This is a genomic window from Spirosoma radiotolerans (assembly GCF_000974425.1).
Classification (GTDB): Bacteria; Bacteroidota; Bacteroidia; order Cytophagales; family Spirosomataceae; genus Spirosoma; species Spirosoma radiotolerans.
Genome location: NZ_CP010429.1, coordinates 3,685,863 through 3,700,256, shown reverse-complemented (window position 1 = coordinate 3,700,256; position 14,394 = coordinate 3,685,863). Strand labels below are relative to the sequence as shown.

General features: G+C 49.6%; 11 protein-coding genes. 6 read left to right on the top strand and 5 right to left on the bottom strand.

Annotation, left to right across the window (positions count from 1 at the left end):
• The first annotated feature begins 33 nt into the window (after nucleotides 1-33).
• A complete protein-coding gene (locus tag SD10_RS28785) occupies nucleotides 34-2,001 on the top strand; it encodes a hypothetical protein (RefSeq protein WP_052731193.1) in 1,968 nt (655 codons plus the stop codon).
• Between the two features lie 79 nt (nucleotides 2,002-2,080).
• On the opposite strand, the gene SD10_RS15085 is transcribed toward SD10_RS28785, so the two are convergent.
• Nucleotides 2,081-2,857: a LytR/AlgR family response regulator transcription factor gene (locus tag SD10_RS15085; protein ID WP_046574757.1), complete on the bottom strand. Its 777-nt coding sequence runs from the start codon at nucleotides 2,855-2,857 to the stop codon at nucleotides 2,081-2,083.
• A gap of 83 nt (nucleotides 2,858-2,940) precedes the next feature.
• Nucleotides 2,941-4,074, bottom strand: a complete 1,134-nt coding sequence (locus tag SD10_RS15080; protein WP_052731344.1) for a sensor histidine kinase — start codon at nucleotides 4,072-4,074, stop codon at nucleotides 2,941-2,943.
• 260 nt (nucleotides 4,075-4,334) lie between these two features.
• On the opposite strand from SD10_RS15080, the gene SD10_RS15075 reads away from it, so the two are divergent.
• Nucleotides 4,335-5,162: an SdiA-regulated domain-containing protein gene (locus tag SD10_RS15075; protein WP_046574754.1), complete on the top strand. Its 828-nt coding sequence runs from the start codon at nucleotides 4,335-4,337 to the stop codon at nucleotides 5,160-5,162.
• A 12-nt stretch (nucleotides 5,163-5,174) separates the two neighbouring features.
• Here the strand turns inward: SD10_RS15075 and SD10_RS15070 are convergent, their stop codons facing one another.
• Nucleotides 5,175-6,401: an ABC transporter permease gene (locus SD10_RS15070; protein ID WP_046574752.1), complete on the bottom strand. Its 1,227-nt coding sequence runs from the start codon at nucleotides 6,399-6,401 to the stop codon at nucleotides 5,175-5,177.
• 130 nt (nucleotides 6,402-6,531) lie between these two features.
• Here SD10_RS15070 and SD10_RS15065 point away from each other — a divergent pair, with 130 nt between their 5' ends.
• The 4 genes from SD10_RS15065 (at nucleotide 6,532) to SD10_RS15050 (ending at nucleotide 12,184) form a co-directional block, all read left to right on the top strand.
• Complete coding sequence (locus tag SD10_RS15065; protein ID WP_046579582.1) at nucleotides 6,532-7,713, top strand: exo-beta-N-acetylmuramidase NamZ family protein; 1,182 nt, start codon at nucleotides 6,532-6,534, stop codon at nucleotides 7,711-7,713.
• Nucleotides 7,714-7,829: 116 nt separating this feature from the next.
• Nucleotides 7,830-9,899 carry a sialate O-acetylesterase gene (locus tag SD10_RS15060; RefSeq protein ID WP_227698983.1) on the top strand — a complete coding sequence of 690 codons (2,070 nt, stop codon included), beginning with the start codon at nucleotides 7,830-7,832 and terminating at the stop codon, nucleotides 9,897-9,899.
• Between the two features lie 77 nt (nucleotides 9,900-9,976).
• On the top strand, nucleotides 9,977-11,509 hold the full coding sequence (gene guaA, locus SD10_RS15055; RefSeq protein WP_046574751.1) for a glutamine-hydrolyzing GMP synthase: 1,533 nt from the start codon (nucleotides 9,977-9,979) through the stop codon (nucleotides 11,507-11,509).
• A 141-nt stretch (nucleotides 11,510-11,650) separates the two neighbouring features.
• Nucleotides 11,651-12,184 (top strand): DUF2911 domain-containing protein, encoded by a 534-nt coding sequence (locus SD10_RS15050; protein ID WP_046574749.1) that lies wholly within the window; start codon nucleotides 11,651-11,653, stop codon nucleotides 12,182-12,184.
• Nucleotides 12,185-12,260: 76 nt separating this feature from the next.
• Here the strand turns inward: SD10_RS15050 and SD10_RS15045 are convergent, their stop codons facing one another.
• Nucleotides 12,261-12,617 (bottom strand): YtxH domain-containing protein, encoded by a 357-nt coding sequence (locus tag SD10_RS15045; protein WP_046574748.1) that lies wholly within the window; start codon nucleotides 12,615-12,617, stop codon nucleotides 12,261-12,263.
• A 250-nt stretch (nucleotides 12,618-12,867) separates the two neighbouring features.
• Nucleotides 12,868-14,280: a phosphoglucosamine mutase gene (glmM, locus tag SD10_RS15040; RefSeq protein ID WP_046574746.1), complete on the bottom strand. Its 1,413-nt coding sequence runs from the start codon at nucleotides 14,278-14,280 to the stop codon at nucleotides 12,868-12,870.
• Nucleotides 14,281-14,394: the final 114 nt, after the last annotated feature.

Here is a 14,394-nt window from a genome sequence, read left to right as displayed (position 1 = left end):
ACAGGAAACTTACGCAGTGTAGAAAGGATTGTTATGACTACTGTAAACCGCCCTAATTTTCGTTTAAGCAACTTCGTCATTTATTCGGGACTGATTTTACTGTTCCTGCTAATCAATAAAAATGCATATGCACAATGCACGTACCTCTTAAATACTGATTTCGAGAATACGCAGATTCCGGCCGCTAGCTTTAGCATAGTCAATCAAAGTGCCGGGGCTGTAGCGCCCTGGAAAACAACGGCTGCTGATGGTGCTCAGGAGGTATGGAGTAGCGGGTTCCTGGGTGTTCCGGCTTATTCAGGTAATCAATTTATTGAGCTAAATGCGAACGTTGCGGCTGTAACCTATCAAGATTTTACCGCTCCCGGCGGAGCGCAATTAACCTTGAACTTTGCCCACCGGGGCCGGTCAGGAACTGATGTAATGAACGTAACGATTGGTTCGCCGAGTCCAGCCAGCCTAGGAAATGGGACCGCCGTATCGGGGACAACTTACCTGAATCTAGGCAACTTTTCGGACGGGAATACAGCCTGGGGATATTACTCCATAACCTTCACTTTGCCAGTTGGGGTGGCCAATAATGCATTTTCCGTTCGCTTTGCATCTGTTTCGGCGGCTGGTGGCGACCCCGCCTATGGTAATTTTCTGGATGCCATTTCGATCACCGATGTGGCCCCTGCCTTAACAGGTACGCCATCCGTAACCCTTACTTGCCCGGCCGCAACAACGGACCTGAGCAGTTTAACGGCCACCAATCAGCCTAGTGGCGCAATCCAAACCTGGCATACAGGTCCCGTGGCTGCGGATGCCAACCGGCTCAGTAGTACTGTCGTGAATGCGCCAGGAACCTATTATACATCGTTCTATAATCCGGCAAAAGGGTGTTATGGGCCTACGGTTCCGGTCATCGTTACTGGACCAACGAATGTGCCCGAAGCGCCCACGGTTGTATTGACCCAACCTACTTGTCTTAGTCCTGTAGGCACCATCACGATCACGACTCCTTTGGGGGCTGACCTTACCTATAGTTTAGACAACATAAACTATACGGCGAGTACAACCTTTGCCGGACTGGCACCGGGCACCTATTCCGTATGGGTCAGTAATTGCACTATTGGTACACTGTGTGTCTCTCCCCCAACAACGGTGGTGATCAATCCCCCCATAAAACCGCTGGCTCCTACGGTGCATGTGACCACTCAACCCAGTTGCACGCTGGCTACAGGGACCATCACGGTCAGTGCATCGACCGATTTAGATTTGATTTACAGCATTGACGGCGCGACTTACAACAACACGTCAGGCGTATTCAATGGAGTAATGCCGGGAACATACCAGGTGACAGCTCTCAGTAAAGGCGGATGTTTATCGCCCCCTACGTCCATAACCGTAATGGCCCAGCCACCCGCCCCGCCGGCCCCTACGGTGAGCGTGACTACACAGCCCAGTTGCACGCTGGCCACAGGAACCATTACGGTGAGCGCGCCAATAAAGACGGGTTATAGATACAGTATTAATGGAACAGACTACACCAATACAACCGGAGTTTTTACGGGTCTCCCGGCTAAAGTATACGTAGTGACGGTTCGCGACAGCAGTGGATGTACCTCGGCCGCTAGCTCCGTGACGGTGATTGCACAGCCCTCTACGCCAACTTATCTGAGTATACCCGGCAGTATACCGGCAAGCTGTTTGGGTGCTACGGCGACCAGCACAGCCCGAATTGACTTCGTGGCCTTACTGAATACCGAACGGGCGGATATCTCGCTGGGCAGTAGTTACACCGGCCCCGCCTACGGAGCCGCCAGCAACCAGACGGTTAGTGGGGGAGCCGTAAGCTTCACGGGGCTACCCAATCCGGCAAATCCCCAGAATTACACGATTCGGCTTTATGGTAGCAGTGGCACTTGTTTCACCGACGTGACGGTGCTGGTCAATCCCGCTGATTGCCATTGTCCGGCGGCTTTGTGCATACCGGTGGCCATGCATAAAATGAACTGACCTCTTGTGGTCTGACGATAAAAAGTCCCGGTTGCCCATTGGTAATCGGGACTTTTTATCGGTTGGTTAAGGAATGTGTTTATTTGCCCAGCCACTCCTTAAACTCAGTCATCCGGTCGCCACTTACAAACACTTCCTGCCGTGATTTTGGGGTCAGGTCCAGCTTGAGCTTACCGGCCGAAAACGTATGAATTGTCTGAATCGCGGGCAATGAGACCAGGAACTGGCGGCTGATTCGAAAAAAATACCGTGGGTTCAGGAGTTGGGTAAGTTTGTCCAGGCTATAATCGACGGGTAGTGTCAGGCCATCTTTGGTGACCAGAAAAACTACCTTTTCTTCGAGATAAAAATACGCCACTTCACTGGTTTCAATGCTTCTAATTTTGGTGCCTACCGTAATCATAAACCGTTCTTTATAGTCGGTATGTTTCGATTTGCCAATCAGATTAAGCAGCGTTTCGATATCGTACGACGAAGATGTGTTTTGGCCAAACTGCTTTTTCAGCGATTTGAATTTTTCAATGGCGGCTATCAACTCGTCATAATTGATGGGTTTGAGCAGGTAGTCGATGCTGTTGACCTTAAACGCCTGAATCATGTATTCATCATAGGCTGTCGTAAAAATAACGGGGGTGGTCAACTGCGTTTGCTCAAAGATGCGGAACCCAAGATCATCTTCGAGGTGAATGTCCATAAAGACCAGATCGACAGGACGATCTGATTCGCCAAACCAGGATACGGCTTCTGCAACGGATGGTATACGGGCCAGGACGGTGATGGCTGGATCGTATTTATGAAGTAAACTTTCGAGCCGCTTCGCTGTCAGGTTTTCGTCTTCAATAATGACTACGTTCATAGGCTTAAAAAGTGAAATCGGACCGCTTATGCTAAGCGAATAAATCAGACTGTCTCCTGAAAAAGGAACCGGGCAACCTTTCGTTACGTCAGTAATGGGACTTTAATAATGAAATTCCCTTCGCTCTCGCCCACCCAAACGGGCTGCTCGGTAAGCATGGCGTAGCGCGTAATGATATTTTGTAGCCCCATACCTGTTGAGGTTTCTGACTGGGGGCGGGGCTGCAAATTATTTTTGACAACCAGGCAGTCGCTATCGAGCAGGATATGCACTTTCAACGGCTCCTTGCTCGACATGCGGTTATGCTTTACCGCATTTTCAACCAGTAACTGAAGGGTCAGCGGGGCAATGCTGTAACGAGTCTGGTCAACCTCGGGTACATTGATCACCACGTCGAATTTATTCTCAAAACGGATATTCAACAAAAAACGATAGGCCTGAATAAACTCCAGTTCCGTTTTGAGCAATACGCGTTCGTTATCTTTCTGTTCCAGAATATACCGATACGCCCGCGATAGCTGGTCGATGAATTTTTCGGACAGTTCCGCATCGGCATGCACCAGTGAGGACAGAATGCTGAGGCTATTGAACAGAAAATGCGGGTTTACCTGGCTTTTCAGGGCGGCAAACTGGGCTTGTACATTTTCTTTTTCCAGCCGTTCGGCTCGTACCTGAACAACCTCCAGCTCGCGGTAAGTGCGTCGGTTAGCCGCCAGATAGAATGCGGATAGCATGGCCATAACCGTTAATCCATTGTTCACCCGTCGGCGCTGATCGCTTCGTTTACGTCGTTCTTCCAGGATGTTAGGAGGCAATACGGGCCGTGCCTGGCGGGTATCCTGTTCGCGATAAATGCCAAAATTCTGTTCCATTGCTGTATCCAGACCGTGCCAGATCATGAAGAAGGCAAAATTAAAAACCAGCGCCAGCGCACTGGCAATGAACAGCGTAGCCAACTGGGCCGGTATTCTGAATTCGATCAGAAACCCTTCTCCAAAACGCTTGAAGAGCACTTGCTGAAGCCATTCCGTTACCGTGAGCCAGGCATAAAAGAACAGAACGGTTAGGATCGTTTCGAGAATCCAGAAGGGAATGTTACGGCCCATCAGGAGCCAGTTCCACGACGAGACATTGACATATAATCGGATTGGCCAGTAAATAACGAACACGCTGATAGCGAGTTGCCATTTTTGTGAGGTCGTTAGCCGATAGGATATCATGATAAGGTGGGTTTACTAAACAAAACTACTGATTACCCGTAAACAGCAAAAAAGAAACGCGCGGAATGCCAGATTCAGGAATCTGAATGACGCCATTCCGATTATGAACCGATGAAAGCTGATCTGGAAGGCGACTATTTGTACAGAGTCAATGGGTTCTACCACATCCAGAAAGATAAATCCTGTTGGATGAGCAGCGTTGGCAGGCACGAAAGTTCTGGGAGAAGGCTGTACATTTGTCCCAAACCCCACTTGGTATGAATCGTCTTTTCTTTGGTATATTACTGGTGCTGGCAGGGTGTGGCCCTGCTTCGAAAAAGAATGAAAAACCGGAAACCGGCACACTGGCTTCAGACTTTAAGCTTCCCTACCGGCTCACCGCGCCCGACGAAAAATATACCCTGCCCGGCACGCTGAATGAAATCTCAGGCTTGACCTATTATAAAGACGATCAATTGCTCTGTGTGCAGGATGAAGAGGCCGTCGTGTATGTGTTTGATACTAAAAAGGGGAAAGTGGTCAAGGATTTTGGCTTCGGGGGCTACGGTGATTTTGAAGGCATTGAATACGTAAACGACCAGGTATACGTGCTGGAAAGCAACGGACGGCTATCTCGCTTTACCCCGGAGTCGACCAGTATTGGCCGGACGAAAACGGATTTACCTAAGAAAACGGAAGTGGAGGGACTAGGGTACGATCCTAAAACAAAACGCCTGCTGATTGCCGTCAAAGAAGGCAAAGGATCGAGCGATAAAGCCGTTTATTCCTTCGATTTGTTGAACAAAGCTGTTTTTAAAGACATGAGTCTGAACGATGAGCAACTGGAAGCCGCCGGAATCGACCCCAAGACTTATAAACCGTCTGGCATTGCGGTGCATCCGATAACGGGCGAGTGGTATATGATTACGTCCGTTGGAAAGCGGCTGCTTATCACAAACCGACAAGCCAAGATCATCTATTCTGAACCACTCGATCCGAAGGCATTCCGCCAGCCCGAAGGCATTTGCTTTGCCCCAAACGGCGATCTATACATCGCCAGCGAAGGGGATGGCAAACGGGGGTATATCTTGACGTTTAAGTATTAGAAGTAGGCTGAACTACTTCTTAAACGCCAGCGCCTTCACGGGCTGAATCCGGTTGATAATGACCGTCGATAGCCAAAGCACCAGGCTGATCATCAGAATAGTGGCTGCGTTCAGGGCCAGAATTGTTTTCCAGTCCCAGGCAATGGGAACGTAGCTGATGAAGTAATTCTTCGGGTCGAGGGGAATCAGTTTGAAGCGTTCCTGCAGAAAACAAACGCCTAACCCAACCACGTTCCCAATCAGCAGCCCCCAGCCAACCATGTTGAGCCCGACAAAGACAAACAGGCGTCGGATGAGCGAATTGTTACCGCCAAGGGCCTTGAGTAGTCCGATCATGGGCGTCCGCTCCATCATCAGCACCAGCAGTACCGACACCATATTGAACGATGCGACAAACGTGATGAGACTCAACAGTATAATCATGTTCCGATCCAGCAGCAGCATCCAGTCGAAGAGGGGGCGGTACTGGTCCGTTACGCGGGTCAGGCGCATAGTGGGCGTCATGACCTCAAAAACATTGTCGGCTGCGGTTTTTAACTGATCGAAATTATTCACATAAATCTCATAGATCCCTACCGAATCGGGTCCCCAGCGATTGAGTCGTTGAACAAGCCGGATGTCGCCCAGGGCAATGGTCTTATCGACTTCCTCTAGGCCGGTTTCATAAATACCAACGACGGTCATCTTGCGGGCCCGGGGCGGATTACCCAGAAAATACAGCGGAACGGCATCGCCAACAGTTACTTTCAACTGGTTGGCCATCAGTTGGCTCAGCAACAGTTCGGTAGAGCCAGCCCCCGTATCGGCCCCAACGACAGGTACTTTTCCCGCAATGAGCGAGCCCCGAAACAGGTTCCAGTCGTAATCTTTGCCTACCCCTTTCAGAATGACACCGGTGAGTTCTTCGGGTGTTTTCAGAATGCCCGCTTTCAGGGCAACGGCCTGAATGTGGCGCACACCAGGAATTCGGGTGCTGTCCTGATAGAGCGTTGTCTTGAGTGGAAGGGCCGTTTGTTCGTAAGACGCGTTGTTGGTGAACTTGCTCACCTGCAGGTGAGCACCAAACAGAAAGATTTTCTGTTCGATGGTCCGTTTATACCCGAACAAGACGGCAAATGCGACAATCAGGATGGCCAGCCCGAGGGCAATACTGGCAACGCCAACGCGGGTAACGGTCGCCGAAAAGCTTCCTTCCGGTGCATGACGAACCTTTCGGGCCAAAAAAACAGGTACGTTCAAAGTGAGTAAGTGTTAATGAGTCGAAAGTGAATTCAGTGGTAAAGGCGTACTTGGTACCTGATTAACGTATCTTCTTTGTTATGCTGCGTAAAAGTAAGAGTTTTGCATGACGCACTTCCCGCTTGCTACAATGACTTTCTTGACAAAACTCTTTTTTATTGGCTTTAGTATGCTCGCCATAGCCTGCCAGGCCCAAACGAGTAAGCCAAAAACAACCCCTGCTGTTCAAACCGGAGCCGATCAGATGACTTTATATCTGCCCGCGCTGCAGGGAAAACGGGTTGGCCTGGTGGTCAATCATACGTCCAGGGTTGGTACATCGCATCTGGTCGACAGCTTGCTTAACCGGGGTGTAACCATTAAAACCATCTTCGCGCCAGAACATGGTTTTCGGGGGCAGGCTACCGATGGAGAAGAAATCAGTAGCGGGCGTGACCCCAAAACGGGGATTATGATCACCTCACTGTACGGCAAAAATCGCAAACCAACTCCTCAGCAGATGGACTCGCTGGATGTGGTTGTTTTTGATATTCAGGACGTGGGTGCCCGGTTTTATACCTACACCAGCACCATGCATTACGTGATGGAAGCCTGTGCTGAAGCCAACAAGCCCATGATTTTGCTGGATCGGCCCAATCCAAACGGGCATTATGTGGATGGTCCGGTGCTGGAGCCTAAATTTAAGTCGTTTGTCGGGCTGAACCCGATTCCTGTCGTGTATGGACTAACGATGGGGGAGTTGGCCCGAATGATTAATGGGCAAGGGTGGTTGGCGGGGGCAAAAACATGCCCACTCACGGTGATTCCACTCAAAAATTACACGCACCAGACGCCCTATACCTTGCCAGTGACACCATCACCGAACCTGCCGAACCAACAGGCTATTTTGTTGTATCCGTCGCTTTGTTTTTTTGAAGGCACAGTTGTCAGTGTAGGACGTGGCACCGACAAGCAGTTTCAGGTAATTGGCTCCCCTTACACTAAATACGGCCCTTACACATTCACGCCGGTCGATAAGCCAGGTGCCGTCAATCCTCCACTGGAAGGGCAGCTTTGCTACGGCCTGGATTTATCCGCCGTTGCGGTGTCGAAACAGGGCCTGATGCTGGATTACTTTTTTGATTTTTTCAATCGGGCTACTGATAAGAGTAAGTTTTTTCTGGCCAACAACGGTATTGACCGACTGGCGGGGACGGATCAGCTTCGGTTGCAATTACTGGCGGGTGTACCTGTTGCCAAGATCCGGAAAAGCTGGGAACCTGGCATAAATGCCTACAAACTTATTAGAAAGAAATACCTTTTGTATCCTTAGCTAGTTAATTTGTCTAATTGAAATCATTTGTTTATTCTTTATTAACAATCATTTAGTTACAATAAAGTACATTTGCCGCACACTACAATTGTTGGTAAAATTTCTTCCGTAACTCTGTGAAACTGTTATTAACCTTTTTACTTTTAAGCGTCATCGTCCCTTTTCGAGGGTCGGCGCAGGTTTCTGTTGCCTTCGACCAGTGGCCTGCCCGATTACAGCTTTATCCTCGCGACCAAACCAGCCAATGTGCGGTTGCGATTGCTGGCCGGGCGCCCGTTGGCGACGTGAAAGCTGTGTCACTTGTCGTCCTTCGGAATCAGCTTCGGTATCAATATGCCCGGACAGTCACAGACTCGAGTACCGGGCGTTTTTCGTTTAAGCCAATTATCAAAGCCGAGTTAAGTCAATACAGCTTTCAGGTATTTGTGCATCGGGCTACCCCCGGCGATTCCGTGCAGGTTGCCATTCGGGATAGCATTGTGTGTGGGGATGTATTCCTGATTATGGGCCAGTCGAACGCCGTTGGCCGGTTCAACGAAAATGCCTACAAAAGCGAATTTTGCCGGACGTTTGGCGTCAATAACGGAGCCGCAACCTACAATCCCGCCGACACAGCCTGGTGCCTGACCAACACCACCGAAGGCGCAAATACCCTATGGGGCGTTGAGCTTCAACGTTACATTAAAGAGCAGAATGGAATTCCAACGGCTGTGATCAATGGTGCTGTTGGCTCAACGGATATCAGCAGCCATGCCATTCGGGATGCCAGCCAACCGGCTTCAATGAACAACTTATACGGGCGCTTATATTATCGAGTCAGCAAGGCAGGTGTTGCTAGTCAGGTAAAAGCCATGATCTGGCGGCAGGGCGAGGCCGAAGCGGCCAATGATCCCGATGTATACAGCCGCGTTTTCCCCCAATTATACAGCTATTGGAAAAAGGATTATCCGGGTATAAAAAAGGTGTATCACTCGCAACTGAATTTACTTACAAATGATGTGATAAAAGCGGGTGCGTTACGAGATTTTCAACGCCGGTCAAAAACACTATTTGGGGATAATGAACCCATTGCTACGGTAGGACTGCCTGGCTATCAGGGCCTTCATTATGATGAAGTAGCGTATCGTCAATTCGGTCTGGAATTATACCGGCTTGTTGCCAGCGACTTTTATGCATCAGCCGATACCAATAATATTCATTCGCCCAACCTGCAACGCTTGTATTACAGTACACCCAAACAGGACGAAATTACCCTTGAATTCGAGCCTAACCAGGAAGTACACTGGCCCGCCGACACAACCATCACCAATCGGAGCAATGGCCATAAATACACCCAAAGCTTATCCAATTTCATTTATTCAGATTACCCGAATGGCGAAAGTGGGATCATTAAATCCGTGACAGAACAGGGGAATCGGCTGGTGTTAAAATTGACGAAGCCCATTACGGCCAAGCACCTGACGTACTTGCCCTCATCGTACAAAGACAATGAACTTGGTTTTTATGCCGGACCGGTTATCCGTAATAGTCGGGGAATGCGGGCCCTGACATTCTACCAGGTACCAATCGCTCCACCCCTGGCACCGGTTGCTGATTTACGGGCCGTTTCGATCGATACGACTGCAATCAAACTCACCTGGGAAACGAAGTCGGATAGTATTGCTCAGTGGGCCATCGAACGGGCCGATACCGGTGACCTGTTCAAGCCGCTTGTGCTGCTGCCAGGTACCGCCATTATGTATCAGGACCTGCGGAAGTCCAACCAGCCTGACTCTCTCAAGCTTGGTAAAATTTATAAATATCGGGTTCGGGCACTGGGCAATCGGGCTGAGTCGGATTATTCCCCTACAGTAACGGCTTCGTTACAACTGGTTTTAAATGTTAAAGTAGGACCCGAACTGGAGTTGGGTTATACGGGGTCATTGGCCAATTCAAGTGCCTTAGTATATCCAAATCCGGCAACGGATCAGGTGAATGTACGCCTGCCGTTAGACTGGAGTGGCGATGCTGTTTCGCTCACTTTAACCAATGAAGCAGGTAAAACGGCGCTACAACGAAACTACCAGGTGCCCGCAGGAACCCCGTTTTTGTCGTTTTCGGTCGCTTCTGTGCCAACCGGTACGTATGTGCTAACCATGCGGTACAAAACCGGTGGGGTCCAGTGTCGATTGGTAGTAACCCATTAAGCATTCAGAGGTAAGGTTGGGTTGATTAGGGCGTTTTCACGAAAAATGCCCTAACTTTGCATTTTAGAGACCTATTCATGGCCACCGAACAGATTCTGATTCTTGATTTTGGTTCTCAGTACACGCAACTCATTGCTCGCCGGGTGCGCGAACTGAATGTTTACTGCGAAATCCATCCGTATAATCACCTCCCAACCATTACGCCCGACGTTAAGGGCATCATTCTCTCAGGTAGTCCTTCGTCCGTTCGTGATGTCGATGCACCCGAGGTGCACCTGGCCGCTTTCCGGCATAAAATGCCACTTTTGGGCGTTTGCTACGGTGCGCAATTACTGGCTCACACCAGCGGTGGCGAAGTGAAAGCGTCATCCATTCGCGAGTATGGCCGGGCCAAGCTGGGCACCGTTAAGGCCGAAAATCCCCTGTTGAAGGGAATTGATCAGCACTCGCAGGTCTGGATGTCGCATGCCGATACGATCACGAGTGTACCCGATAATTTCGATATCATTGCGTCGACGGAAACGGTGTCTGTGGCTGCTTTCCAGGTAGAAGGTGAACCCACGTATGGCATTCAGTTTCACCCAGAAGTAACGCATTCACTGCAGGGTAAACTGCTCCTGCATAACTTCGTTGTCGATATCTGCGGCTGTTCGCAGAATTGGACGGCAGAGTCATTTGCTGAAACGACAGTGGCCAACCTGAAGCAGCAACTGGGCGACGATAGAGTTGTACTGGGGCTATCCGGTGGCGTTGATTCGTCGGTAGCGGCTATGCTCATCCATCAGGCTATCGGTAAAAATCTGTATTGCATTTTTGTCGATAATGGCGTACTTCGGAAAGATGAGTTTGCGGGTGTTCTGGAATCCTATAAAACATTGGGTCTGAATGTCAAAGGCGTTGATGCAAAAGAGCAGTTCTACCGCGCCCTGGCTGGTTTGACGGACCCGGAGGCCAAGCGCAAAGCCATTGGACGTACGTTTATCGAAGTCTTTGACCACGAGGCTCACCTGATCGACGGCGTATCGTGGTTGGGGCAGGGGACCATTTATCCGGACGTTATCGAGTCTGTTTCGGTGAAAGGACCTTCGGCAACGATCAAGTCGCACCATAATGTAGGCGGTCTTCCTGATTTCATGAAGCTGAAAGTGGTGGAGCCACTCAATACCTTATTTAAAGACGAAGTGCGCGCCGTGGGCCGAACGCTGGGTCTGCCAGAAGCGATCCTCGGCCGGCATCCGTTCCCAGGCCCTGGGCTGGCCATTCGTATTCTGGGCGATGTGACCGCCGAAAAGGTTGACATATTACAGCAGGTCGACGCGCTGTTTATCGATGGCTTAAAACGCGAAGGATTGTACGATAAAGTGTGGCAAGCGGGTGCCATGCTCCTGCCCGTACAATCGGTCGGCGTAATGGGCGACGAGCGTACGTATGAACGTGTCGTCGCATTACGGGCCGTAACGAGCGTAGACGGCATGACCGCCGACTGGGCACACCTTCCTTACGAATTCCTGGCCGATATATCGAACGAAATCATCAATCGGGTAAAGGGTGTCAACCGGGTTGTGTACGATATTTCATCGAAACCACCGGCAACGATCGAGTGGGAGTAGACCACCTGAATTTATTGCCTACACAAAATACCCGGTGTCAAGATCAGCACCGGGTATTTTTATGCAAAATCGTAAGCCATGCACTGCCCGGTTATCCGTGTTTTTGCCTACATTTAATCCGGATACTTACTATTTACTACGATGAAAACGACAAGCATAAAGCGCCTGATGGTCCTTACATTGGCAGGTGTACTGATGAGTTTAACGACCTGGGCACAAGGCGATAAAGCAAATCGGCCCAGTCCGCCCGCCATGGCCAGCGGAAAAGTCAATGGCGCCACGATCACAATCAATTACAGTAGCCCATCGGTGAAAGGCCGGCCTGTCTGGGATGCTGGCAGCACGCTTGCACCTTATGGAAAAGTGTGGCGCTCGGGCGCTAACGAGGCTACGACCTTCGAAACTGATAAGGATATTACGGTGGAAGGGAAGTCGTTGCCAGCCGGTAAATATGGCTTCTTTACCATCCCTGGAGAAAACGAATGGACCGTTATTTTCAACAAAGTAGCGAACCAGTGGGGGGCTTTTAAATACGACCAGGGACAGGACGTCTTGCGCGTCATGGCGAAACCTGTCAAAACTGCCCAGATGAACGAGCGACTGGTATATGATGTAACCGGTAAGGGCGTCTTACTTCGTTGGGAACATATCGAACTGCCAATTACAATCAAATAAGCTTGATTAACTAATTCGGCATAAATAAGCCCGGCTTGCAAGCAAGCCGGGCTTATTTATTATCGATATGAAACCGTTAATTCAGCTTCAACGCATCCTCTACGTTGTTGATGCCTGCTTTCGTTGCGTCGGCGGCATCATCAACTTTGTTGTTATAGGCTGTCTTAGCACGATCCTGATTATAGCTCGACTGAGCTTCGTTCTTCAACTGATCGACTTTATTCTCAGCTTTATTAGCATACTGGTTTGCCGTTGTTTCGGCCTTACCAACCAGTTTGTCGACCTGCGATTTCACTTGCGAAACGCCCTCTTCCCATTGGCTCTGTAAATCATTGACATTTTGGGTCAATTTTTCACGGGTTTCTTTGCCACTCCGGGGAGCTGTCAGATAACCAATAGCCAAGCCTGCTAATACACCTCTTATAAAGCTCATAATTCTGTTCGTTTTGAATTTCGTTTTGGGATTACTTACACTTATTAAAAACTATGCCATACTGTTTTGTTCTGTGGTATTCATCTGATAATAAATAGATTAACTATTTATTATTCGTTTGTTTTAAACGGAGCCTGTCTTGTATTGAGTAGTTTATTCCACAAGATGGGGGTTGCCGTTAGGCAATAAAAAAAGGCCACTCTAGGTAGAATGGCCTTTTTTAGTAGGCTAATTAGATGCTGCAGATTAGTTACAACTGGCGATTTTCGGCTAGCACTTCCCGAATATCATTGATGATTTTACCGGCCAGGTGATCGGCCGTTGCCAGTGTGTCAGATTCTGAATAAATACGAATGATCGGCTCGGTATTCGATTTCCGAAGATGAACCCATTCCTTATCAAACTCGATTTTGACTCCATCGATGGTATTGATGGGATTCTTGGCGTATTTAGCCTGAATTCGATCCAGCACCGCATCGACATTGATATCGGGTGTTAGCTCGATCTTGTTTTTGGAAATATAGTAGTTCGGGTAAATTCGGCGCAGCATAGAGGCCGACTTCCCAAATTTTGCCAGATGCGTCAGGAAAAGGGCGATGCCTACGAGTGCGTCGCGGCCGTGGTGCAGGTCGGGGTAAATGATTCCGCCATTCCCCTCGCCACCAATTACGGCATCTTTCTCTTTCATCATTTCCACCACGTTCACTTCGCCTACTGCAGAGGCAAAATGCTGACCTCCGTACTTCCGGGTTACGTCGCGTAGCGCAACCGTGCTCGACATATTGGAAATTGTATTCCCTGCCTTGCCTTCGGGTTTGTTTTTTAGCACATAATCGGCAACCGCAACCAGCGTATACTCTTCGCCAAACGCTGAACCGTCTTCACAAATTAGCGCCAGCCGGTCGACATCAGGATCAACCACAATACCCAGATCGGCATTGCCTTTCTCCATTTCTTTAATAATGTCGCGCAGGTTTTCGGGAAGTGGCTCTGGATTATGGGCAAAATTGCCGGTGGGTTCACAATGCAGCTTCGTGATCTGCTCAACGCCGAGTGCCTCCAGCAGCATGGGGACCGCAATGCCGCCGGTTGAGTTGACCGCATCGACAACAACTCGGAAGTTTCGGGTAGCAATGGCATTCCGATCAACCAGAGGCAGGGCCAGAATTTGGTCAATGTGTTTTTGAAGCCAGGTGTTATCCGCGGTGTATTTGCCTAATTTACGAACCTCTGCAAAGTCAAAGGATTCACTGTCGGCCATGGCCAGCACGTCGGCCCCATCCTGCGCGGAAATAAATTCGCCGGTTTCATTGAGCAGTTTGAGGGCGTTCCATTGAATCGGGTTGTGGCTGGCTGTCAGAATAATACCACCAGCCGCGCCTTCGCCAGCTACGGCCAGTTCAACCGTAGGCGTGGTGGACAGACCCAGATCGATCACATTAAGGCCAAGCCCCTGTAGGGTAGCGGCCACCAGTTTGGAAACCATCTCGCCTGACAAGCGGCCATCGCGGCCAATAACAACCGACTGGCGTTCGGGATTACGTTGCCGGAGCCATTGACCAAATGCTGCTGTAAATTTAACAACATCCAAAGGGGTCAGTCCGTCTCCGCTGCGCCCCCCAATCGTCCCTCGAATCCCGGAAATAGACTTAATTAATGCCACGTTTTGGGTTGGGTAAATAAAGGTAGATAAGTATGCAAAGATAGTCGATCGAGCGTCAGCAATAGGTGTTCAGGCCTTGTAAAGTTCAAGCAAAGGTGAGCTTATAACCGGGAT

Bases quoted from the DNA above. Each gene is read 5' to 3' on its own strand.
- SD10_RS28785 (WP_052731193.1), top strand. From the start codon at position 34: ATGACTACTGTAAACCGCCCTAATTTTCGTTTAAGCAACTTCGTCATT.
- SD10_RS15085 (WP_046574757.1), bottom strand. From the start codon at position 2,857: ATGAACGTAGTCATTATTGAAGACGAAAACCTGACAGCGAAGCGGCTC.
- SD10_RS15075 (WP_046574754.1), top strand. From the start codon at position 4,335: ATGAATCGTCTTTTCTTTGGTATATTACTGGTGCTGGCAGGGTGTGGC.
- SD10_RS15065 (WP_046579582.1), top strand. From the start codon at position 6,532: ATGACTTTCTTGACAAAACTCTTTTTTATTGGCTTTAGTATGCTCGCC.
- guaA (WP_046574751.1), top strand. From the start codon at position 9,977: ATGGCCACCGAACAGATTCTGATTCTTGATTTTGGTTCTCAGTACACG.
- SD10_RS15050 (WP_046574749.1), top strand. From the start codon at position 11,651: ATGAAAACGACAAGCATAAAGCGCCTGATGGTCCTTACATTGGCAGGT.
- SD10_RS15045 (WP_046574748.1), bottom strand. From the start codon at position 12,617: ATGAGCTTTATAAGAGGTGTATTAGCAGGCTTGGCTATTGGTTATCTG.